Source organism: Streptomyces eurythermus, from assembly GCF_014649115.1.
Classification (GTDB): domain Bacteria; phylum Actinomycetota; class Actinomycetes; order Streptomycetales; family Streptomycetaceae; genus Streptomyces; species Streptomyces eurythermus.
Genome location: NZ_BMSK01000009.1, coordinates 143,565 through 165,306, shown reverse-complemented (window position 1 = coordinate 165,306; position 21,742 = coordinate 143,565). Strand labels below are relative to the sequence as shown.

Genomic DNA, 21,742 nt, shown 5'->3' with positions numbered 1-21,742 from the left:
CCCTAGATCGCCAGCGAGAGCAGGACCGGTGCCGCCTTGCGGTTCAGGGTCTCCGCGGCCCGCTTCAGCCGGTGGGCGTCGCGCACCGGCAGCGACAGGGCGAGGCAGCCGACCGTGGAGCCCGCGGTGACCGGTACGGCGGCGCAGACCGTGCCGACCGCGTACTCCTGGAGGTCGAGCACCGGCGCCGACGGCGGCTGGGCCTCCAGCCGGGACAGCAGCAGCTTGTCGCTGGTGATCGTGCGCGAGGTGAGCCGGGCCATCCTGTGCCGGGCCAGGTGGTCCCGGCGGGCGTTGGCGTCCAGCTGGGTCAGCAGGCTCTTGCCGACGGCCGTGGCGTGGGCGGAGCAGCGGAAGTCCACCCACTCGTTGACCGCCGGGGTGGCCGGCCCGGCGGCGTACTGGGTGACGCGGACCTCGCCGTCCACGTACCGGCTGAGGTAGACGGCGGCGCCGACCGCGTCGCGCAGCCGGTCCAGGTTCTGCTGGAGCTTGTCGCGCAGGGCCCGCTCCCGGTCGTGCGCCGAGCCGAGCCGGCGCAGGGTCTCGCCGGTGACGTACGCGCTGTCGGCGATCTCCTGGACGTAGCCCTCGCGGCGCAGCATCCGCAGCAGGCCGGTGAGCCGCCCGGGGCCCAGGCCGGTGCGGCGGGCCAGCTCGGCGGCGGTGATGCCGGCCGGGTGGCCGGAGACGGTCTCCAGCACCCGCAGGGCTTCCTGGGCGCAGTGGTACGGGGCGGTCGGCTTGAAACTCATGGGTCCCCCTCGGCCGCGATCCGGGTCGGATCGTGTCCACGATAGCCGCGCGGGGACCCCCGGGAAGAGGGTGTCGGCGAGAAGAAGCCCCTTCGTGTGCGCGCTCCCACCGGCGGCGAGATCCGCTGGCATATGCCATAGGCATGTACCGGCCGGTCCGCCGGCGGACCCCGCCGCTCACAGCACCGCGCTGATGAACTCCCGGGTCCGCTCCCGCTCCGGGTCGCCGAAGATCTTCTCCGGCGGGCCCGCCTCGATGACCCGGCCCGCGTCGAACATCAGTACCTGGTCGGAGATGTCCCGGGCGAACCCCATCTCGTGGGTCACGCACAGCATCGTGATGTCGGTGCTGCGCGCGATGTCCCGCAGCAGGTCGAGCACGCCCGCGACCAGCTCCGGGTCGAGCGCGGAGGTCACCTCGTCCAGCAGCAGCACCTGGGGCCGCATCGCCAGCGCCCGGGCGATCGCCACCCGCTGCTGCTGCCCGCCGGACAGCCGGGTCGGCTTCGCGTCGCACTTGTCGGCCAGCCCCACCAGGTCCAGCAGCTCCCGTGCCCGCGCCTCGGCCTCGTCCTTCGACAGGCCGAGCACCCGGACCGGCGCCTCGGTGAGGTTGCGCAGCACCGACATGTTCGGGAACAGGTTGAACTGCTGGAACACCATCCCGATCTTCTTGCGGACCTCCCGGACCTGCTTCTCCGGCGCCGGGAACAGCCGCTGCCCGGCCACCGTGATCGTGCCCTCGTCCGGCTCGGCGAGGGTCATCAGCAGTCTGAGGATCGTGGTCTTGCCGGAGCCGGAGGGCCCGATCAGGGTGACGTGCCGCCCCGCGTCCACGGACAGGTCCAGCCCGTCCAGGACGGTGTTCTCCCCGAACCGCTTGGTCACCCCCTCGATGCGGATCAGCTCGGTCGGCACGGTGCCGGTCACGGCCGGCTGCTTGCTGGTCTCAACGGACAAGGCGTCGCTCCAGGGTGCGCAGAAGAAGGGAGGCCAGATACGACACGACGACGAAGGCGATCCCGATCACCGTCAGCGGCTCGGTGAACTGGAAGTGCTGCTGGGAGACGAGCCGCGCCCGGCCCAGCATCTCCAGCACGCCGATCGTCATCAGCATCGGCGTGTCCTTCAGCATCGCGATCACGTAGTTGCCGAGCGGCGGCACCACCCGGCGCACCGCCTGCGGCAGCACCACCGCCGTCCAGGTGCGCCGCACCGGCAGGCTCAGTGCCGTCGCGGCCTCCCACTGACCCGCCGGCACCGCCTCGATGCCGGCCCGGTAGACCTGCATCGTGTACGTGGAGTAGTGCAGCCCGAGCCCGAGGACCCCGGTGGTCAGCGGGGACAGGGTCACCCCCGCCTCGGGCAGCACGTAGAACAGGAAGAACAGCTGCACCAGCAGCGGGGTGTCCCGCACGAACTCCGTGAAGACCCCCACCGGCCAGCGCACCCACCGGGTCGGCGCCCGCATCAGCAGCGTCCACACCAGACCCAGCGCGAACGAGATCAGCGACCCCAGGGCCAGCGCCTCCAGCGTGACGACGAGCCCCTTGCCGAAGTACGGCAGGAAGTCGGCGACCGCTCCCCAGTCCCAGGTCATCGGGCCACCTCCGCCTTCAGCCGGCGCTCCAGACCGCGCATCCCGCGGGTGAGCAGGAACGCGATCACGAAATAGATCAGCAGCAGGTACCCGTAGATCTGGGCGCTCTGCTGGAGGGCGAGCCGGACCAGGTTGCCGCTGAAGGCCAGGTCGCCCATGCCCGTGATGGACACCAGCGCGGTGCCCTTGAGTAGTTCGATCAGCAGGTTGGAGAAGGACGGGATCATCTCCGGCACCGCCTGCGGCAGAAGGATCAGCCGCAGCCGCTGCCAGGGCGTGAAGCCGAGCGCGATCCCGCCCTCGCGCTGCGCCGGGTCCACCGCCGCCAGCGCACCGCGCACGATCTCGGCGCCGTACGCGCCGTAGGTCAGGCCCAGCGCGAGCGTGCCCGCCCACATCGGCACCAGCTGCCAGCCGAAGGCGACCGGCAGCACGAAGAACACCCAGAAGATCATCACCAGCGCCGAGGTGCCCCGGAACACCTCGGTGTACAGGCCGGCGACGAAGCGGACCAGCCGCGAGCGGTGGGTGCGCGCGGCACCGGCGACGAAGGACATCGCGGCGGCCAGCAGCGCGCTGTACACCAGCAACTGGAGGGTGACGCCGACCCCTTGGAGGATGATTTTCCACAGCCCCGCGGTCATCGGCGGCACAGCTCCTTCGCGGTCAGGGTCGTCATCTCCGCCTCGGTGAAGCCGAAGGGCCGTACGATCCGGTACAGCTCCCCGCTGCGGCGCAGCTTGTGCAGCTCGGCGTTGAAGGCGTCCCGCAGCCGGGTCTCGGTCGGCCGGAACGCGAACGCGCCGCCGTCCGCCTTCGGTTTGCCGTCCACGAGCGCGACGAACGGCTTGGTCGACTCGGCCTTGGCGGAGCCCCGCGCGACCATCCGCGCGGTGACCGCCGTGGCCGCGAACAGGTCGACCCGCCCGGACTCCACGGCGTTCAGCCCGGCCACCTGGTCCGGGACGATGACCAGGTCGTTCTCCTTGAAGCCCGCCTCCACGGCGTGCTGGATCTGCGCGTACCCGGTGCCGGTGGCGATCTTCGCGTGCCGGCGCAGCGCGTCCGCGTAGGTCCGCAACCCGAGCGGATTGCCCTTGGGCACGATGAACGCGTCCGGCATCTGGTAGTCGGGGTCCGCGAAGATGACCTGCTCGCAGCGGTCCGGGGTGACGTACATCCCGGCGGCCACCACGTCGAACTGCTGGGCGTTCAGCCCCGGGATCAGCGAGCCGAACTCGGTCGGCACCGGCTGCACCCGCTCCACCCCGAGCCGCCCGAAGACGGCCCGGGCCAGCTCGGGTGCCTCCCCGGTGAGCCTGCCGTCCCGGTCGATGTACCCGAAGGGGACCTCGCCGGCGATCCCGAGCCGTACGACACCCTGGGCGCGCAGCCGCTCCAGCAGGTCGCCGCCGTCCTTCCCGGACGCCGACGCCACCCGTGTGCAGCCCGCCGCGCCCAGCGCGCCGAACGCCGCGAGTCCCGCCAGCACGGAGCGCCGGGTGTGTCTGCGTTCCGGCCGTATGGTGTGTGCGTCGTTCCCACGTGGTGCAGCCATGGCGGCGCGGCTACCCAGACGTAATCCGGCTATGCACCCCGGTTCTGCCGGCCGGGCGATTCGTCACCGTCTCGCCCGGACCGGGTGATGTGCCCTGCCCCGACCGCCTGTTGCGCCCGCCCGGCGGGTGTCGGAGCACGGCGGTGGCGGCCGGCTCCCCGCGTCTCCGGCGGGCCCGGGACTCACGGGCCCGGGCGAGCGCGTTCACCTCCGGCTGGATCCGCCGCGCCCGCTCCAGCACCTGCCCGGTCACCTCCACCGGGCCGAACTCGCCCGTGCGGTCACCCTCCAGGAGCCGCACGGCCGTGAGGTCGGTGAGCCGCACGCACCCTCCGGGGGACCGGCGCGGGGCCTTCAGCGGCCGGGCACATAGCCGCGCGTCTTGTCGACCACGTTCGGCAGAGGTCTGCCCGCCGCCCACCGCTCGTACAACTCCACGAACTGCGCACCGAGCCGATCGCGCCACCCGAAGGTGTCGCCGCTCATGTGCGGGGACACGATCAGCCCCGGCAGTTTCCACAACGGGCTGTCCCCGGGCAGCGGTTCGGTGGCGAACACGTCCAGGGCCGCGCCCGCGATCCAGCGCCGCTCCAGCGCGTGGACGAGGGCCTCCTCGTCCACCAGGCCGCCCCGGCCGACGTTCACGAAGAACGCCGAGGGCTGCATCACACCGAACCGGTGCGTGTCGAACATGCGGTACGTCCGCTCGGTCAGCGGCGCCGCCGCGATCACCCAGTCCGCGCGGGAGATCAGCCGGTCCAGGTCGTCCGGGCCGTGTATCCCGGTCCGCGGCACCCGCCCGACCAGCGCCGTCCGCACCTCCAGGGCCTTCAGGGCCCGCACGATCGCCCGGCCCATGGGCCCCGAGCCGACCACGCACGCGTGCGTGCCCGCCACCCGCCGGGTCTCCCGGTGCACCCAGGTGTGCTCCCGCTGGTGGGCCAGGGTGCGCGGCAGGTCCTTGGCGACCGCCAGCACCAGGGCCGCCACATACTCGGCCACCGGCTGCTCGAAGATCCCGCGCGCGTTGGTCACCACCGTGTCCGACGCGGCCAGCTCCGGGCACATCAGATGGTCCACGCCCGCGCTCGCCGTGTGCACCCAGCGCGGCCGGGGTCCGTCCCCCGGCCACGCCTCGCGCACCGCGTGCGAGGTGAAGTCCCACACGAGCAGGACATCCGCGGCGGGCAGCCGCTGAGCCAGGTGCGCCTCGTCCGTGCGCACGATCCGGGCGCGTCCGGTCAGGCGGCCGAGCCGGGGCGGGGGATCGGCGTCGAGGACCAGCACGGTGGGGGACGACGGTGTCATGCGGGCGGCTCCCGAAGGTCTGACCTGCGCGGACCGTGCACGGACCGACCACGCTCGCACCCGGACGCGGCGCCGTCAACACGGCCGCGTACCCCGAAGGCGCGGTGCCGCGCCTTCGGGGTACCCGGGCCATGGGCCCGCCGGGCACACCCGCCCGGGGACGGCCCGTACCGCCGGACCACCATCAGGAAGGCTGGACATGACCGCACTCGGATTCCTCTACCCGGGCCACCGTGCCGAGGACGACTATCCGCGCATCGAGCAGCTCCTGGGCAGCGACATCCGGGTGGACCTGATCCACACCGACCCCGGCGAGGACACCCGCGAGCCGGCGGCGCTGCGCGAGCTGGGCTCCGCCGAGCGGTTCGCCGAGGGCGTGGAGGCACTGCGGCTGACCGGCGCCGAGACGGTGGTGTGGGCCAGCGCCGGCGGCGGCTTCGTCCACGGCCTCGCGGGCGCCCAGGAGCAGGTGCGCACCCTGGCCCGGCTGGCCGGGATGCCCGCCTCCTCCACCTCCTTCGGCTTCGTCAACGCGGCCCGCGAGCTGGGCGTACGACGGGTCGCCGTCGCCGCGGCCTACCCGGAGGACCTCGCCGGCCTGTTCACGGACTTCCTGCGGGCCGGCGGCCTGGAGGTGACCGGCCCGCGCTCCCCGGCCGCCGCCCCGGCCGAGGTCGCCGGCTGGGGGCGGGAGGAGGTGCTCGCCCTGGCGCGCGCGGCGGACACCCCCGACGCCCAGGCCGTCCTGCTGCCGGACACGGCCCTGCACACCGCCGCCCACCTCGGCGTGCTGGAGAAGGCGCTGGCCAAGCCGGTGCTCACCGCCAGCCAGGTCACGGTCTGGGAGGCCCTGCGGCTGGCGGACCGCCGGGTGAACGCGCCGACCCTGGGCAGCCTGTTCACCCGGGAGCCGCTCGTGCAGGTGTGACCCCGGGATCTCCTCGCACCGGGTCCCTTGCGCGGGCGCGGGACAATGGACGGTGGCCCACCCGAAGGCGGTGCCGGCGAACCGTACGAGGAGGAGACAAGACATGGCGGAGCCCACGCCGCGTCGCAACGAACCGCGGCTACGCCCCGCGCCCCTGCTCTTCGAGCCCGCGGAGGCGGCCTCGGACCCCGAGCACTTCTTCGACCTGGAGTCGATCGAGGATCCGCGGGAGCTGCTGTCCCGGGCGACGGAGCTGACCCAGGCGTTCCGCGCGGCGGCCGACCGGGCCGTGGAGTTCCAGGCCGTCGCCGCCGCCCAGCTCGCCGACCCGCGCCGGTTCGACCGGCTGACCCCGGCGGACATCGCCGAGCGGGCGGAGTGGACCGAGGACTATGCCAAGAAGATGGTCGAGTTCGGGCGGGACCTGATGCGCGGCGAGGGCGAGGGGCGGACGTCGGCCGATTCGTTGTAGCGCGCGGCACGGCGGTCGTTCCCGGCCGCCAGGGGCATATGCCGGGCGGGCAAGATACTCCTCCTCGGCCGTCCTGTCCCGGTTTTCCGCAACTCAGCGAAGTTGCTCGCTGACGGGCTGTACATCTGGGTGCCATGACGACCAGTGCCCCGAACGTGACCTGTGACAGCCTCGGCGCCGTCGCCTGGCTCGCCTCGGCGGGAACCCACCCGCGCAGCACGCTCGCCCTGTGGCAGGAGCGCCCGGACGCCCCGGTGGTCCTGCCCTGCGGCACCGTCTTCGACGTGGTCAGCGCCCCGGTGGTGTTCGGGCGCCGCATGCTGGGCCGGCTGTGGGGCGCGGGATCGCGGTCGGGCCCGGTCGCGGTGTTCCGGGGCCGCACGCTGTTCTTCGCCGCCCCCGGCACCGCCCAGCGGCTGCCCTCCCTGCTGGCCTGGGAGGAGTGGGGCACCCGGCGGGCCCGGGAGGTGCCGCCGCTGCTGTGCCACGGCCCGGGCGACGCCGTGACCGTGCCCCCGCTCGCGCCCCTGAGCTGCGACGACACCCCCGGCGCGGCCCGCTGGCTGGTCGCCCCGGACGGCCGGTACCCCTGGCTGCCGGGCCCGGAGGTGGTGCTGTGGGCGGCCGTGGGAGCCGCCCGGTCCGCCGGACGGCCGTCGATTTCTCCTCACCGTGACCAGGGTGCTAATGTCTACGACGTCAGCAGGCGCCGCTAGCTCAGTTGGTTAGAGCAGCTGACTCTTAATCAGCGGGTCCGGGGTTCGAGTCCCTGGCGGCGCACATGCGAAAGGCAGCGGGCCGAATTCGAAAGAATTCGGCCCGCTGCTTTTGTATACGAACGGCCCTCGCCGCCTTTGCGTACGAACAGGGCCGGCGGGGCTCAGCCACGCACCCCCGGGGTGATCGTCACCGTCCACGCCCCCGACGCCGTCCTGCCCTCCGCCTCCACCCGCACGCCCTCCCCGGGCACGGTGAAGCGCTCGCCGAGGAAGACCGGCGCGTCCGCGAGCGGCGGGTAGACCGAGTCCTCCCAGCAAGCCTCGGTGCGCGGATGGGCGTCGACCACCTGGACCGGGCCGTCCCCGGAGGCGGCGCCGCCGCGCACCCGGTAGACCAGGATCCCCTGCCGGCAGGCCCCGTGGTCGGCGCCGGCCGGGCCGCGCGCCTCGAAGGCGAGGGCGCTGTCCGGCCCGGTGCGCACCACGGCCAGCTTGACGCCGTGCCCGAGGCCGAAGGCGGACCCGCCGCCGGCCACCGGCAGCGGGGCGCCCGGTCCGGCCGCGAGCGGCTCCAGGGTGAGGCGGCTCGGCGCGGCACCGCGCACGCACACCACCTGGCGCGGATCCAGCCAGCCGAGCCGCCATTTGTGCCAGCCCAGCAGATCGGGCGCGAGACCGAACTGGCTGCCCATCAGGTCCCAGTCGCCCACATGGGTGTCCCAGTCGCCCTTGCCGTCGGCCGGGCGGTGGTAGAGGTCGGGCAGGTCGAAGACGTGGCCGGTCTCGTGGGCGAGGACCAGCCGGTCCGGCGGGTGGTGCTCGAAGACGGTGACGACCCGGTGGATGTCGGTGCCGTCCGCGCGCAGGGGCGCGTCGAGGTTCACCACCTTCGTGGCGTCCGAGTCGACCCCGGGCGCGTCCGGGTCGGCGACGAGGTAGACGACCTGGTAGCGGGAGAAGTCGACCTCCTTGTCGGCCACGGCGAACGCGTCGCGCAGATAGTCGGCCCGGTCCTTGGCGCTCCAGTCCCGCCGTATGGCGTACGACGTCGAGGGGCGCGGCATGCGCAGCCAGCGCTCCAGCGGGTGCGGGCGCAGGGTGAACCTGCCGTAGGAGGACTGCGCGTAGAAGCCGGTGGTGGCCGGGAAGTGGTCGGCCGTCAGCTCCTTGGGAGTGGTGCGCGGGGCGGAGTCGGGGAATGACAGGAAGACCAGGACGGCGTCGAGGGTGCCGGCCGGACGGGGGTAGGCGGTGTTCCAGGTGTCCACGCCCTCCGAGTGGTGGGCCTCGGTGCGGTGCAGCGCGCACGGGGCGGTGGAGAACGGCTCGGCGGCCGACGGGCCGGTGAGGATCGAGGTAGCGGCGAGCGCCGACATCGTGGTGCACACGGCGGCGGTGCTGCGCAGCTTGGGCACGGACGTGACCTCCGGGTGTGGTTCGCGGGACCCGCACCCAGATTGCTGGTATTCATTGATTTATGCCCTGTTTGTCTGCACCAGAAGGGTGAGCGCGCGCCCATTGAGCGCCGGGCGCGCCCCGGCGCTCGATATCCGGAAACATTCACGGAACGTCACAACTTGTCGGAGGGCTGAAGAAGCTGCCCAGGTGCGGGCAGAAACGATCTGTCAGAACCTGTGCTCGGTCCGGGACACTGGACATCGGCTGGAAGGGCCCGGGGCCAGCCTCTATGATCGGCACACTTTCCGGCACGGACAGAGATCGAGTGCACTGCGGGAGCGAGCGGTGAGCGGAACGTCCGAAGGGCCGACGCCCGCGGCAGACCTCGACCGGTCAGCCGTCACAGACAGTCACTACACCACCTACCACCGTGTCTTCGCGACCGCCCCGCTCGCCATGGCGGTCGTGGGTCCCGAAGGGCTCGTCGTCACCGCCAACACCGCCCTCGGCGAACTGCTCGGCATCGACGCGGAGACGGTCGTCGGGCGGTCCGCCGCCGACCTGGTGGACCTGGCCGCGGACGCCCGCGGCCGGCACGCCTTCCAGGAGGTGCTCGGCGGACGCCAGACCCGGCTGCGCTGCACCCGCCGGCTCAAACAGCCGGGCGGGAACTCGGTGTGGGCGCAGATCACCCTCGCCCCGCTGAGCGGCGGCGAGCCCGGCGCCCTGATGTCGGTCACCGACATCAGCGCCAGCCGTGAACTCCAGGCGCAACTGCGGCATTTGCAGATGCACGACCCGGTGACCCGGCTGCCCAACCGCACGCTGTTCTTCGAGCGGCTGACGGCCGCGCTGGAGGCGGAGCCGTACGAACAGGGCGGCACCGGCCGGATCGGCCTGTGCTATCTCGACCTCGACGGCTTCAAGGCCGTCAACGACACTCTCGGCCATCGTGTCGGCGACCGGCTGCTTTCGGCCGTCGCCGGGCGGCTCACCCGGGTCGCCGACGCGGCCGGCTACGCCCGCGCCGCCACCCCCCTGGTGGCCCGGCTCGGCGGCGACGAGTTCGCCCTGCTGGTGGAGGACTCCACCGGCACCGAACAACTCGCCGACCTGGCCGACTCCGCGCTCAAGGCCCTTCAGGAACCCTTCGACCTGGCCGGCCAGCGGCTGTCGCTGACCGCGTCCATCGGCGTCGTCGAACGGCACACCGCGGGCACCACGGCCACCGGGCTGATGCAGGCCGCCGATACGACGCTGTACTGGGCGAAGGCCGACGGCAAGGCCCGCTGGACCCTGTTCGACCCCGAGCGCAACGCCCACCGCATGACCCGCCAGGCCCTGTCCTCCACCCTCCGTCCCGCCATCGAACGGGGCGAGTTCGCCCTGGAGTACCAGCCGCTGGTGGCCATGGAGGACGGCCGGCTCAACGGCGTCGAGGCGCTGATCCGCTGGCACCACCCGCAGTTCGGCACGCTCACGCCGAATCGGTTCATCGGACTGGCCGAGGAGGACGGCTCGATCGTGCCGCTGGGCCGCTGGGCGCTGGTCACCGCCTGCCGGCAGGCCCGCCGCTGGCAGCTCGACCGCCCTGGCGAACCGCCCATCTTCGTCAGCGTCAACGTGGCCGTGCGGCAGGTGTGGGACTCCGACCTGGTGGCCGACGTCGCCGAGACCCTCGCCGAGACCGGGCTCGCCCCGCACCTGCTCCAGCTGGAGCTGACCGAGTCCGCGGTGATGGGCTCGGCCGGCCGTCCGCTCCAGGCCCTCCAGGCGCTCAGCGACATGGGCGTGCGCATCGCCATCGACGACTTCGGCACCGGCTACTCCAACCTCGCCTACCTGAGCCGGCTGCCGGTCTCCGCGCTGAAGCTGGACGGCTCCTTCGTCCGGGGCTTCCAGTACGAGGAGGCCGCCCGGGACGCCATGCCCAACCCGGCCGACGAGGTCGTCGTGGAGGCGATGATCCAGCTCGCCCACCGGCTGGGCCTCACGGTCACCGCGGAGTGCGTGGAGACCTCGGCCCAGGCCAGCCGGCTGCGCCGGATCGGCTGCGACACCGGGCAGGGCTGGCTGTACTCCCGCCCGGTGCCGCCGGATCGTATCTCCGAGCTGCTCGGGGCGCGGACCTACGCGGTCGGCAACCCGTAGGCGTCCGCGATCAGTTCGTACGAGCGCAGCCGCAGCTCGCCGCGGTGCGCGTGCGAGACGAGCATCAGCTCGTCGGCTCCGGTGCGCTTGTGCAGATCGTCCAGGCCGGTGCGGACCTCGTCGGCCGTGCCGTGCACGATGTTCGCCGTCCAGGAGGTGATGAACTCCTCCTCCATCGGGCCGAACTCGTGCCGCTCGGCCTCCTCCGGGTCGGGGAAGAGGCCCGGCCGGCCGGTGCGCAGCCGGAGCATGTTCAGCGCCATCGCCCGGGTCTGCCGGCGGGCCTCCCGCGCGTCGTCCGTGGCGAGCGCGGAGACGCCGATGAGGGCGTAGGGCTCGGCCAGGACGGCGGACGGCCGGAAGGTCTCCCGGTACAGGTCCAGGGCCGGGATGGTGTTCTGCGCGGAGAAGTGGTGCGCGAAGGCGAACGGCAGACCGAGCAGGCCGGCCAGCCGCGCGCTGAACCCGGAGGAGCCGAGGAGCCAGACCGGCGGGCGGTGCGGGGACTGCACCCCGCCGGGCGAGGTGCCCTGCACCGGACCCGGGATCGCGTGGATGCGCCGGTAGGGGTGCCCGTCGGGGAAGTCGTCGTCCAGGAACCGGGTCAGCTCGGCGAGCTGCTGCGGGAAGTCGTCGGCGCCCTCGTTCAGGCGTTCGGTACGGCGCAGGGCCGCGGCGGTGGCGCCGTCCGTGCCCGGCGCCCGCCCCAGCCCCAGGTCGACCCGGCCCGGGGCCAGCGCCTCCAGCGTGCCGAACTGCTCCGCGATCACCAGCGGGGCGTGGTTGGGCAGCATGACGCCGCCCGAGCCGAGCCGGATGCGGTCGGTGTGGGCGGCGAGGTGGGCGAGGATCACCGCGGGGGAGGAGGAGGCCACGCCGGGCATGGAGTGGTGCTCGGCGACCCAGTACCGGTGGAAGCCGCGGGACTCCGTGAGCCGGGCGAGCGCCACGCTGGTGCGCAGGGCGTCGGTGGCGGTACTGCCCGCGCCGACGGTCACCAGGTCCAGCACGGAGAGGGGCACGGGGGCGCTGCCGCGCGTGACCCCCCTGATCTCGTCTACCTCGTCTGCCGCCACGGTATGGCCTCCTGTTCCGAGCACTGCGCTGTCCTCCGGGCGCTAACAGGAGGGAGTCCCCGTTTATTCCGGGGGCGGCGCACTTCGCTCAGGGGCGCCAGAGCACCCGGTGTTCGGTCAGGTGGGAGAGCACCGCGTGGTTCGCCTCCCAGCCGTCCGGGAACTTCACCAGCGTGCCCAGCTGGACCGGTTCCGTGGCGGGGTAGTCGTCCAGGAGGTCGGGGACGCCGGCCCGGCAGACCATGATGCAGGCGTGGCGGTGGCGGGAGGCCAGGACGCACAGGCGGCCGGTCTCCAGGTGGAACGCGGTGGCGTCGGGCCGGCCGGAGAGCGGGTGCAGGACGACCGTCACGTCGTACTCCCGGCCCTGGAGCCGGTTCGCGGTGTCGACCGTGACGTCCCGGACGCCCAGCTCGGCCAGGGCCGCCCGGACCGCCGCCGCCTGGTCGCGGTGGGCCGTGCCCACGGCGACCCGGTCGGCCGTCAGCGGGGTGGGGCCGGGGGAGCGCTCGGAGGTCGCCGCGCCGCCGCGGTCCAGCAGCCGGCGCACCACCGTCGCCACCGCCCGCACCGCCTCCGGGTCCGTGCGCGGAGTGTGCCGGGCGGGCAGCTCCAGCAGGCCCCAGCCGGACTCCGCGGCCTCGTCGATCACCCGGTCCGGGCCGGAGCCGTCCGAGGGCACGGCGAAGGCCAGCCGGCGGTCACCGTGGGCCGTGCCGCTGCGGAAGGGCGTGTACGGGTAGAACGCGTCCGACACCAGGGGGGCCGCCGACGCAGGCAGCCGCCAGGACACCGGCAGCCGGTGCTGGGGCAGGCCCGGGTTGTGGGCCAGCAGCGTGGTGACCGCCGAGGCCGAGGGGTCGTAGGACAGACCCGCCCACTGTTCGCCGCCCACGATGGAGAACGGGTCCAGCTGGCCCGGGTCGCCCACGAACAGCGCCCGCTCGAACAGGCCGGCCACGGCGAGCAGGGAGTCCGAGCGCATCTGGTACGCCTCGTCCACGATCGCGTGCCGCCACGGCTCGTCCACCTTCACATGCGCCCACTTCGCGGCGGTGGACAGCACGACGGGCAGCCCGGCGAGGTCGGCCGCCTTCGCCGACGTACGCACCTGCGGCAGCTCGTCCAGCGCCTTGTCGTAGGCGTCGGTGTCACTGCTGTGCAGCCGGCCGACAGGCAGCTCCGGGTTCTTCTCGGCCAGCCGCAGCACCAGGTCGTCCACCTGGGCGTTGGTCTGCGCCACCACCATCAGCGGGCGGCCCGCCGCGGCGAGTTCCAGGGCCGCGCGCACCACCAGCGTCGACTTGCCGGCGCCCGGCGGGGAGTCCACCACGACACCCCGCTCGGTGCCGTGCAGCGTGTCGTGGAGGATCGCCTCGGTGGCGCGGCCGGCCGCGGTGCCGGGATCGAAGTCGACGGTCGTCACAGCACGTCCTCCTCGGTGACGGGGTCGGGGGCCTCCGGCGGCGCCTCGCCCGGCGGGCCGCCGTGCGTCCACGGGGTGTCCTCGGGGTCGGGCAGCTTCGCGCCGCCGCGCTGCTCGTGCTCGAACAGCGTGAAGCAGACCCGGTCGCCCTTCTCCGGCACCGAACCGGGCTCGGGCTCCTTGCCCCGGCCCATCCGGTCCAGGACGCGCAGGGTCAGCACCCCCTCCGCCTCGTACCCGACGAACTCCGCCGACTGCGGCCGGCCGTCCAGCGAGCGGTACACCCGCGCCCGCTCCGCGAGGTGCGGCAGGTCGTCCGTGCGCACGGTCACCAGCGGGCGCGGGCTCGGCCGCCTGCCCTCGCTGTACGCCATCACGACATCGGTCACCTCGCCCGCGAACGCCTCCCCGGCCAACCGCCGCCCGGCCATCACCAGCGGATCGTCCAGCGCCTCCTGCGCCTCCAGCCGGGCCTGCTCCCGCTCGCGCGTGGCCAGCTTGTTCGCCGCCGTCACCGCGTCGTCCCGGCGCGGCTGCGGCGGCTCGCCGGCCCGCACCCGGTCCCGGTGCGCGGTGAACGACCAGCGGTCCCGCGTCCAGCGCCCCTCCACGTGCGCGCCCGCCGGCAGCGCCCGCAGCAGGTCCAGGCCCCGCCACACCGCGTCCCAGGTGGGCCGGGTGCGGCTTGCGACCAGGTCGCGGATCTCCCGCTCCGCGGCGGTGAGCGCGGCCAGCCGGGCGTCGGCCGTCAGCGGGTCCTCGGCGGCGGCCAGGGCCGTCCGCGCGCGGTCGTACCGCTCGATCGCCGGGGCCAGCAGCTTGTTGTCGAACGCCGGGTCGGTCGCGGGACCGGCCGGCGGGCACAGCAGCTGGCCGTCGGCGTCCCGGGCGAGCTCCGCCCGGCGGGCCGCCTCGGCGCCGGTCATCCCCACCGGGGGCTCGATCCAGGCCAGCAGCGCGCCCAGGTGCTGGTCCTCCAGGCCGGACTGGCCGGTCGCCCAGTGCCGGGACAGCACGTCGGTCAGGGCCAGCAGCAGCGAGGAGCCGGGCACCCGGGCCCGCTCGCCGTAGTGGGTCAGCCAGCGGCCGAGCAGCGGCACCCGGGGCGGCGCCGGGTAGGGCGCGTCCGGGTCCTGCTCGGCGGTGCGCCTGAACCGCATCGAGCGGCCCAGCAGCCGGACGAAGTCCAGGCCGGTGCGGCTCGGCACGATCAGCTGGGGCGCGTCCGCGCACAGCTCGGCCGCCACCTTGACCCGCTTGCCGGTCTCCGGGTCGGTCTCGGTGCGCTCGGCGGCCTCCACGGCGTCCGCGTACGACTCGATGTGCGGCAGCACGACGTCGGCCAGGTCGGCGAGGAACGTGAAGCGCAGATCGCGGTCCCGGGGCTGCGGCACGACCAGCAGCCGGGGCGCGTCCCGGTCGGTGCCGACCAGCGCGCCGAGCGGGGCGCCGGTCTCACCGGAGGTGGTCAGCGGCACGAACACCAGCGGGCGGTCGGACAGATGCCGGTGCCGGACCGTCGCCGCCGGCTGGGCCCGGCCGCTGTCCACGGCCTCCAGCCGGGCCAGGGTGGTGATCAGGGACACGCGCGCACCTCCCCGGCGCTCGCCGAGGGGTCGTCGGCCGGGAGGTCGGCCGCCCTCTCGGCGGCCGTCCGCAGGGCCTCCGCGCGCAGCGCCGCCGCGCGGCGCAGCGCCGCCACCGCCGGGTCGGCCGGGTCGCCGCTCACGCCCCGGGCGGCGGACAGCACCTCCGCCACGGTGGCCAGGCCGCCCAGTTCGGCCCGCAGGGGCCGGCCCAGCCGGGTGACCGCACCGGCCGCGCGGGCCCGCTCCCGGCAGTGGAAGGCCAGTTCGCAGGCGGACAGGCACTCCGGCGCGTAGGCCGCCGGCACCGCCTCCACCGCCGCCGTCAGCTCCTCGGCGGGCTGGTCGGGCGCGAAGCACGTGCCCTCGGGCAGCGTGTCGGCGATCTCCTCGATCCGGGTGAGCCGGGCGAGCTGGCGGGCGGTGACCGCGCGCTGTTTGCGGATGTCCACGGCGGAGCCCGCGGGCAGGTTCGAGAAGTCCTTCGGGCACACCAGCAGCACCTGGTGGCGCACCTCGGGAGCGGGGTCGAGGCGGGCGGCGACCTGCTCCAGCGCCAGCACGTACACCGCCGCCTGCCGGGCCGCCGCGCCCGCCTTCGCCGGGTCCGCGGCGCCGTCCACCATCGGGAAGGACTTGATCTCCACCACCGACCAGCCGCCGTCGGGGTGCACCACCACCGCGTCCGGCTCCAGGAAGGCGAGCGAACCGGCCACGTCCAGGGCGAGCATCGGATGGTCCAGCAGCGTCCAGCCGCCCGCCCGGGTGGCCTCGCGCAGCGCCAGCGCCGTACGGGCCGTACGCCCCTCGGGGCCGTGCGCGGTCAGGTCGGGCACGGCCGCGCCGGCGGGCGGCTCGGCGCCCGGGTCGAGCCGGGCGTGCACCAGCCGCAGCAGCTCCGCGCCGCCGTCCGCCTTCACCCGCGCCTCGAACGCGTTGCCCCGGGTCAGCGCGAACTGCGACTGCCCGAAGCCGGACGGGGCGCCCAGCGCCGTCGCCAGCCGGGCCTTGTCCACCCCGGCGCCGTCCAGGATCGCCCGTCGGGCGCAGCCCGGGTTCGCGGCGAGCGCCGCGAGGGCGCGGGCGTCCAGGGCCTTGGCCGGTACGTCGGGACCGCGCAGCTCAGCGAGCCGGTGTCGGAGCCCCTTCGCCCGCGTCGGTGGCGGGGGCGTCCGGTCCGGCCGCGGGACCGAGCCGCGACTCGCGCTGCCGTGGAATTCGCTCACCCGCCGAAGTCTGGCATCCGGCACTGACAATCGGGGAACCCGTGCCGGAGGCGACCGGGGCGGCGGGGCGCGACAGCCGGGCCCGGAGCCGGTCCACCGCCCGCATGAGCGGCGCCGCCAGCAGGTAGCCGACGCCCATCACGGCGACACCCGCGACCGCGTCCAGGAAGTAGTGGTTGGCGGTGCCCATGACCACGATCGCGGTCACCAGCGGGTAGACCACGCCGAGGACCTTCGTCAGGCGCGTGCCGCCGTGGCGCCACAGCAGCACCCCGCACCACAGCGCCCAGCCCACGTGCAGGCTCGGCATCGCCGCGTACTGGTTGGTCATGCCGCCCATGCCGCGCGGGGCGCTGGCCTCGCCGCCCCACCAGCCGTACGAGCTGTACTGCGCCATGGTGTCCACGAAGCCGTGGCCGGCGTCCAGCAGCCGGGGCGGGCAGGTCGGCAGCAGGGTGAAGCCGATCAGGCCGATGAAGGTGGACGCGAGCAGCCAGGTGCGCGCGGCCCGGTAGTGCGGGGCACGCGCGCGGAAGAGCCATACCAGGACGGCGGGCGTGACCAGGTAGTGCAGCGAGGCGTACCAGAAGTCGGCCGGCACGCCGAGCCATGCCTCCCGGGTGAACAGCCGGTTCAGCGGGTGCTCGGCGTTGAGGTGCAGGGTCTTCTCGATGCGCAGGATCGCCAGGCCGTGGTCCACGGCGCCGGAGACGTCACCGCGCGCGAGGAGCCGGCCGGCCGAGTAGCAGCCGTAGACCAGCAGGATCAGCGGCAGCTCGGTCCACCAGCGCGGCCGGGGACGGAGGGCCACCTCGGTGCCCGGTGTCTCGGTCTGCGGCAATCCGATCGCCCTCCCCCTTCTGCTGTGTGCGGTACGCGCGCCCCCGGCGGGCGACCGTGCCACTTTACGGTGTCCCTACCGCCCCCATGAGGGGCCCGTCGGCCATGACTGGTGTGCGTCCGGACCTGGAAGACGCCGGGGCCGCCCGCGGGGTTGCCTGTCGGTGGGGTGCGCGATGATGGAGTGGCCGACAACACTCGTAGCTTCCGTGGCGTCCCCGGGGCGCCACCTCTTCCGGAGAGGTCTCCCATGGCACCGCGCATCCTGCTGGCCCGGCACGGACAGACGGCCTGGTCGCTGTCCGGCAAGCACACCGGCAGGACCGATGTGCCGCTGCTGGAGGAGGGCCGGCACGGGGCCAAGCTGCTCGGCGAGCGGCTGCACCGCGCTCCGCTGGACGGGCTGCCGGACGTGGAGATACGCACGAGCCCGCTCTCCCGCGCGCGCGAGACGTGCGAACTCGCCGGGTTCGGCGAGCGGGCCGAGCGCTGGGACACGCTCATGGAGTGGGACTACGGCGCGTACGAGGGGATGACCCCGGCCGAGATCCAGGCGGTCCGGCCGGGCTGGCTGATCTGGCGGGACGGCGTCCCGGAGGGCGAGTCCGTCGCCGAGGTCACCGCGCGCGCCGACGAGGTGGTGTGCTGGGCCCGCTCGGCCGACCGCGACGTGCTGGTCTTCGCCCACGGCCACATCCTGCGGTCGATCGGCGCGCGGTGGCTGGGCCTGCCCCTGGACTTCGCGGCCCGCATCCGGCTGAACCCCACGTCGCTGTCCGTCCTGGGCTGGGCGTACGGCGAGCCGGCGATCGAGAACTGGAACGACGTGGGTCACCTCGCCGGGTGACGCGGTGAGCCGTGGCGGGGCGGCGCGGGTACGCGGTCCTGCTGATACGCCGCTTCCCCCGCCCGGGCCGGTGACTACACCGGCTCCCCGTCCCGTACCGCACGCGGCCCCTTGCAGGACGCGTGCCGGTTCAGGAACTCCGCCACTCCCGACGCCCGCCGGTGCGGCAGCAGCACCCGCGCCGTCCCGGCCAGCATTGCCTGGATCCGCGAGGACTGGACCTGGTCCAGCAGCGCGAGCACCCGCAGCCCCGCCTCCGCCGCCTCGTCGGGACGGCCCTCGCGGGCGAGGTCGTCGGCCAGCTCGGCGGTGTAGAGCGCGATGTTGCGGGTGAAGTGCGGATCCTGCGCCTGCGCGGCGCGCCGCGCCTGCCGGGACGCCCGCCGCCAGTCGCCCAGCGTGGACCAGCACTGCGCCTCCAGGCCCGCCAGCTCGGCCTCGCCGTAGAAACTCATCCACTCCGGGTCCGCGTCCGCGCGGCCCCGCTCGAACAGGGCCTGGGCGCGCGCCAGCGCCCGCTCGCAGCCGGTGCGGTCGGCGAGCCCCGCCCAGCCGCCCGCCTCGCGCAGCGCCAGCAGGGACAGCAGCCGGGCCGAGCCGAGGGGCCGCGCGGCGCGCTGCGCGGCCTGCGCGGCCCGGACCGCCTCCCGGGGGCGGCCCGCGTCCCGGGCGAGGAAGGCGGTGTTGCAGAACGCGTGCGCCTCCAGCCCCGCGTCCCCGGTCATCCGGGCGGTGGCCAGCGCCTCCGCGTAGTGCGAGCGCGCGTCGTCGAAGCGGCCGGAGTCATGGGCCAGCCAGCCGACGGAGATGGCCAGTTCACCGGCGCCCGCGTGCAGCCGGTCGGCGGTGGTCTGCCGGGTGGCTCCGGCGTCGAGCAGCGCGTAGGCAGCGCGCAGCGGGGCCGCCGCGCGCCGGTACAGGCCGTCCGCGCCGTGCCGGTCGTCGAGCAGCCGGATGCGGCGGACGGCCTCCTCCAGGGCCATGACCTCGGGGATCCCGGCGCGCCGCGGCAGCGGCTCCGCCGCCTCGGCGGCCGGGGCGAGCCCCAGCGGGGCCAGGGTGGCGGCGGCCACCGTGGCGCCTCCGCCGGTCATGAATGCGCGACGCAGCACGTCGCTCTCCTCGTGGTTCGCGTGGTTCGGGGGATCGTTCTGCCAGGGGTCCCGCGGCTCGTACGGCCCGACGGCCCCGGGCGGCTCACCGGGCGGCTCCCCGGGTGCGGGCCCCCGGGGAGCCGCCACGGCCGTGCGCGCCGCCCGGCCGCGGACGGACGAACGGGGCACGAAACCCAGGTCGGTGAGGGTGCGGCCGGGGAACATATGCAGGAACACCCGCTCGTAGGCGTAGTTGGGGCAGCGGATCTCGCCCGCCTCGACCCGGCCGATGTAGCGCGCGTCACAGCTCACCCGCTCGCCGATCTCGCGTGCGGCCCGCCGGACCAGCGCGGCGAACTCGGCCGGGGAGCGCGGGCCCCGCAGCCGGCGGAAGGCGAGGTTCGGCCGGGGCGGCCGGTCGGGCTGTGACGAGGTCACCGTTGACGACGTCATGGCCGGGTCCTCTCGTGCGAACCGTCGAACCATGCCGGGACCGGGGCGGTTCCGGAGTGGTACCGGGACGGGACGCCTGGCTGACGCTCCGGTTCCGGCGGGCATGAACGTACCCGCTGTACGGGGTCCGGCACGCGGTGTTTGGCCACAAACCGGATATCTCCCGCGTGATCTGCCATGAAGTGCCATCCTTTGCGGCGCACTTCGGCCGTGCCTGTTGACGGGTTGTCGCGTTGAACCCCGTGGACCGCAACAGGGCTGTGTGGAGGCCGGCATGGAGACCAGCCAGAGCAACGAACCTTGTACGTCGCCGTCGTCGTCCGCGTGTGCGGGCGACCCGGCATGCGACCTCGTGACGGTACCGGCCCGGCAGGGGCTGGAGGCGGTCGACATCCTGCGGCGAGCGGGAGCGGACGCGGTGGGGCCCGTCCTGCACGACGACGACCGCGACACCCTCGGCTTCCTGGTGCCGGCCGGTACGGCGGCCTGCTGGGACGTGCCGGGCAGCACCTGCACCGAGACGGACGGGCGCGGACTGCGGCCGGCCCCCGGGCCCCCGGTGGCGGGCTCGGACTGGCTGCTGCCGCCCGGTGAGACCGACCCCGCCACGGACCCGGCGGTACTGCGCCGGGCCCTGGGGGAGGCGGCCAGGCTGATCGAGGTGGCGGACAAGTGCTGCTGAGGCGCCGGCACGCGCTGCCCAGGCGCGTGCCCCGCGCCCCGACCGGTCGCCGGCGGTGCCGCGCCCTGCCGTGACACCTGCGAAAATGGGCGGATGGGCAGGTCCAGGAATACCCGGCGCAGGTCGGCCGTCACCATCGAGGAGCCGGTCGACGGCGGTCTCGCGCAACTCGTCCCCGACCCCGATCGCGGCCGGGCCTGGACCCTCTTGATCGACGGGGCACCCCAGTCGCACGTGGACCTGGACGACCCGGCGTACCTCTCCTTCGACTACCAGCGGCGCCTCGGCCATGTCATCGACCTCGCCGCCCCGCCCGGCCGGCCCGTGCACGCCGTGCACCTCGGCGGCGGCGCCCTCACCCTCGCCCGGTACGTCGCCGCGACCCGGCCCCGCTCCACCCAGCAGGTCGTGGAGCGCGACGCGAGCCTGGTCCGGCTGGTCCGCCGCGAGCTGCCGCTGGACGCGAACGCGCGCGTCCGGGTGCGCGCGGCGGACGCCCGGGAGGGCCTGGCCAAGGTGCCGGACGGCTGGGCCGACCTGGTCGTCGCCGACGTGTTCAGCGGCGCCCGCACCCCCGCCCACCTCACCTCCACCGAGTTCCTCGACGAGGTCCGCCGGGCCCTGAAACCCACCGGGAGCTACGCGGCCAACCTCGCCGACGGCCCGCCGCTCGCCCACCTGCGCGGCCAGATCGCCACCGCCGCCGCCCGGTTCGGCGAACTCGCGCTGATCGCCGACGCGGCCGTGCTGCGCGGCAAGCGCTTCGGCAACGCCGTCCTGGTCGCCTCCGACGCCCCGCTGCCGCTCGCCGAGCTCACCCGCCGCGCCGCCTCCGACCCGCACCCCGGCCGGGTCGAACACGGCCGGGCGCTCACCGACTTCACCGGCGGCGCGGTGCCCGTGACGGACGAGACCGCGGCGGCCTCCCCGGCCCCACCGCCGTCGGTGTTCCGCTAGAGCCGCTGCTCAGGCCCCGCTCAGTACGTGCCGACCTCGACCCGTGGCGGCCCGTCGTGCCAGGTGCAGAACACCGACACCCGGTCCGCGCCCCGGACGAACTCCACCCGGATCCAGCTAGCCGTCTTCCACACCTGCATCGACCAGCCGGTGCCCGGGGTCGCCGAGACGAGCGTGGCGTCGGCCGGACCGAGGTCGAACACCGCCCGGCCGCCGTCGGTGTCGTACGACCTGACCCGGCCGGACGTGCCGGCGGTGACGGACGCGGTGGCGGTGGCGGTGGGGGTGGGGGACGGGGTCCGGGGGCGGGCCGGGGTGGCCGCGGCCGTCCGGGCGGGCGGGTGCCGGGCCGGTTCCTCCGTCGACGGCGGGGCCGGGGAGGTGGCGGGCGCCGGGGGCTCGGAAGCCGTCTGCGGGGCCGACGCTCCGGCCGCCGGGACGGGCAGGGCGCGCGGCGGCTCGTACGCGGTGCCGGCCAGCACCGTGTGCACGCCCCACCAGGACAGCGTGACCGCCGCTCCCGTCGCGAGCAGCCAGGCCAGTACGTGTACGAGTCCTCTGCGCATCGGCGCCATACTGCCTCACCGGTCACAGGTCGCAGGTCACAGCAGCCACACCAGTCACGGCAGTCACCCCGCGTCATGGGGAGTTGTCCACAAGCGCGGA

General features: G+C 74.5%; 21 protein-coding genes and 1 tRNA gene. 8 read left to right on the top strand and 14 right to left on the bottom strand.

Features of this window, described 5'->3' with window-relative positions:
• Positions 1–2 precede the first annotated feature (2 nt).
• The 6 genes from IE251_RS18925 to IE251_RS18900 form a co-directional block, all read right to left on the bottom strand.
• Positions 3–755 (bottom strand): IclR family transcriptional regulator, encoded by a 753-nt coding sequence (locus IE251_RS18925; RefSeq protein WP_189754164.1) that lies wholly within the window; start codon positions 753–755, stop codon positions 3–5.
• A gap of 177 nt (positions 756–932) precedes the next feature.
• Positions 933–1,715 (bottom strand): ectoine/hydroxyectoine ABC transporter ATP-binding protein EhuA, encoded by a 783-nt coding sequence (gene ehuA / locus IE251_RS18920; protein ID WP_189754163.1) that lies wholly within the window; start codon positions 1,713–1,715, stop codon positions 933–935.
• Positions 1,705–2,355: an ectoine/hydroxyectoine ABC transporter permease subunit EhuD gene (gene ehuD / locus IE251_RS18915; protein ID WP_189754162.1), complete on the bottom strand. Its 651-nt coding sequence runs from the start codon at positions 2,353–2,355 to the stop codon at positions 1,705–1,707. The genes ehuA and ehuD overlap by 11 nt, the downstream gene beginning before the upstream one ends.
• Positions 2,352–2,999, bottom strand: a complete 648-nt coding sequence (gene ehuC, locus IE251_RS18910; RefSeq protein WP_189754161.1) for an ectoine/hydroxyectoine ABC transporter permease subunit EhuC — start codon at positions 2,997–2,999, stop codon at positions 2,352–2,354. Before ehuC ends, ehuD begins: the two co-directional genes overlap by 4 nt.
• Positions 2,996–3,913, bottom strand: coding sequence for an ectoine/hydroxyectoine ABC transporter substrate-binding protein EhuB (ehuB, locus tag IE251_RS18905; RefSeq protein ID WP_229896840.1), 918 nt, complete (start codon positions 3,911–3,913; stop codon positions 2,996–2,998). Before ehuB ends, ehuC begins: the two co-directional genes overlap by 4 nt.
• A gap of 354 nt (positions 3,914–4,267) precedes the next feature.
• On the bottom strand, positions 4,268–5,221 hold the full coding sequence (locus IE251_RS18900; RefSeq protein ID WP_189754160.1) for a D-2-hydroxyacid dehydrogenase: 954 nt from the start codon (positions 5,219–5,221) through the stop codon (positions 4,268–4,270).
• 199 nt (positions 5,222–5,420) lie between these two features.
• Between IE251_RS18900 and IE251_RS18895 the strand changes: the two genes are divergently transcribed.
• The 4 genes from IE251_RS18895 (at position 5,421) to IE251_RS18880 (ending at position 7,401) form a co-directional block, all read left to right on the top strand.
• Entirely contained in the window at positions 5,421–6,149 is a 729-nt protein-coding gene (locus tag IE251_RS18895; RefSeq protein WP_189754159.1) for a maleate cis-trans isomerase family protein, read from the top strand.
• A 103-nt stretch (positions 6,150–6,252) separates the two neighbouring features.
• Positions 6,253–6,621, top strand: coding sequence for a DUF8844 domain-containing protein (locus IE251_RS18890; RefSeq protein ID WP_189754158.1), 369 nt, complete (start codon positions 6,253–6,255; stop codon positions 6,619–6,621).
• Between the two features lie 134 nt (positions 6,622–6,755).
• Positions 6,756–7,337, top strand: a complete 582-nt coding sequence (locus IE251_RS18885) for a bifunctional DNA primase/polymerase (protein ID WP_189754157.1) — start codon at positions 6,756–6,758, stop codon at positions 7,335–7,337.
• A tRNA-Lys gene (locus IE251_RS18880) sits at positions 7,328–7,401 on the top strand. The genes IE251_RS18885 and IE251_RS18880 overlap by 10 nt, the downstream gene beginning before the upstream one ends.
• A 100-nt stretch (positions 7,402–7,501) precedes the next feature.
• Here IE251_RS18880 and IE251_RS18875 read toward each other — a convergent pair.
• Positions 7,502–8,716 (bottom strand): M6 family metalloprotease domain-containing protein, encoded by a 1,215-nt coding sequence (locus IE251_RS18875; protein WP_189754311.1) that lies wholly within the window; start codon positions 8,714–8,716, stop codon positions 7,502–7,504.
• Between the two features lie 367 nt (positions 8,717–9,083).
• Between IE251_RS18875 and IE251_RS18870 the strand changes: the two genes are divergently transcribed.
• Positions 9,084–10,889 carry a putative bifunctional diguanylate cyclase/phosphodiesterase gene (locus tag IE251_RS18870; RefSeq protein ID WP_189754156.1) on the top strand — a complete coding sequence of 602 codons (1,806 nt, stop codon included), beginning with the start codon at positions 9,084–9,086 and terminating at the stop codon, positions 10,887–10,889.
• On the opposite strand, the gene IE251_RS18865 is transcribed toward IE251_RS18870, so the two are convergent.
• The 5 genes from IE251_RS18865 to IE251_RS18845 form a co-directional block, all read right to left on the bottom strand.
• Complete coding sequence (locus IE251_RS18865) at positions 10,868–11,965, bottom strand: LLM class flavin-dependent oxidoreductase (protein ID WP_189754155.1); 1,098 nt, start codon at positions 11,963–11,965, stop codon at positions 10,868–10,870. The two genes, IE251_RS18870 and IE251_RS18865, sit on opposite strands and share 22 nt — an antisense overlap.
• Positions 11,966–12,053: 88 nt before the next feature.
• Positions 12,054–13,391, bottom strand: a complete 1,338-nt coding sequence (locus IE251_RS18860; RefSeq protein WP_189754154.1) for an AAA domain-containing protein — start codon at positions 13,389–13,391, stop codon at positions 12,054–12,056.
• On the bottom strand, positions 13,388–14,977 hold the full coding sequence (locus IE251_RS18855; protein WP_189754153.1) for an amino acid adenylation domain-containing protein: 1,590 nt from the start codon (positions 14,975–14,977) through the stop codon (positions 13,388–13,390). The genes IE251_RS18860 and IE251_RS18855 overlap by 4 nt, the downstream gene beginning before the upstream one ends.
• The gene (locus IE251_RS18850) at positions 14,968–16,203 is read right to left on the bottom strand and encodes a hypothetical protein (RefSeq protein ID WP_373302025.1); all 1,236 of its coding nucleotides are present in this window, start codon (positions 16,201–16,203) and stop codon (positions 14,968–14,970) included. The genes IE251_RS18855 and IE251_RS18850 overlap by 10 nt, the downstream gene beginning before the upstream one ends.
• Positions 16,100–17,044 carry a phosphatase PAP2 family protein gene (locus IE251_RS18845; protein ID WP_189754152.1) on the bottom strand — a complete coding sequence of 315 codons (945 nt, stop codon included), beginning with the start codon at positions 17,042–17,044 and terminating at the stop codon, positions 16,100–16,102. Before IE251_RS18845 ends, IE251_RS18850 begins: the two co-directional genes overlap by 104 nt.
• Before the next feature lie 249 nt (positions 17,045–17,293).
• On the opposite strand from IE251_RS18845, the gene IE251_RS18840 reads away from it, so the two are divergent.
• Entirely contained in the window at positions 17,294–17,890 is a 597-nt protein-coding gene (locus tag IE251_RS18840) for a histidine phosphatase family protein (protein WP_189754151.1), read from the top strand.
• A gap of 74 nt (positions 17,891–17,964) precedes the next feature.
• On the opposite strand, the gene IE251_RS18835 is transcribed toward IE251_RS18840, so the two are convergent.
• The gene (locus IE251_RS18835; protein ID WP_189754150.1) at positions 17,965–19,437 is read right to left on the bottom strand and encodes an NsdA family TPR-like regulatory protein; all 1,473 of its coding nucleotides are present in this window, start codon (positions 19,435–19,437) and stop codon (positions 17,965–17,967) included.
• A gap of 274 nt (positions 19,438–19,711) precedes the next feature.
• Here IE251_RS18835 and IE251_RS18830 point away from each other — a divergent pair, with 274 nt between their 5' ends.
• Both IE251_RS18830 and IE251_RS18825 read left to right on the top strand, forming a co-directional pair.
• A complete protein-coding gene (locus IE251_RS18830; RefSeq protein WP_189754149.1) occupies positions 19,712–20,119 on the top strand; it encodes a hypothetical protein in 408 nt (135 codons plus the stop codon).
• A 93-nt stretch (positions 20,120–20,212) separates the two neighbouring features.
• Positions 20,213–21,076 (top strand): spermidine synthase, encoded by an 864-nt coding sequence (locus IE251_RS18825; protein WP_189754148.1) that lies wholly within the window; start codon positions 20,213–20,215, stop codon positions 21,074–21,076.
• Between the two features lie 20 nt (positions 21,077–21,096).
• On the opposite strand, the gene IE251_RS18820 is transcribed toward IE251_RS18825, so the two are convergent.
• Positions 21,097–21,642, bottom strand: a complete 546-nt coding sequence (locus IE251_RS18820) for a hypothetical protein (RefSeq protein ID WP_189754147.1) — start codon at positions 21,640–21,642, stop codon at positions 21,097–21,099.
• Between the last annotated feature and the right edge of the window lie 100 nt (positions 21,643–21,742).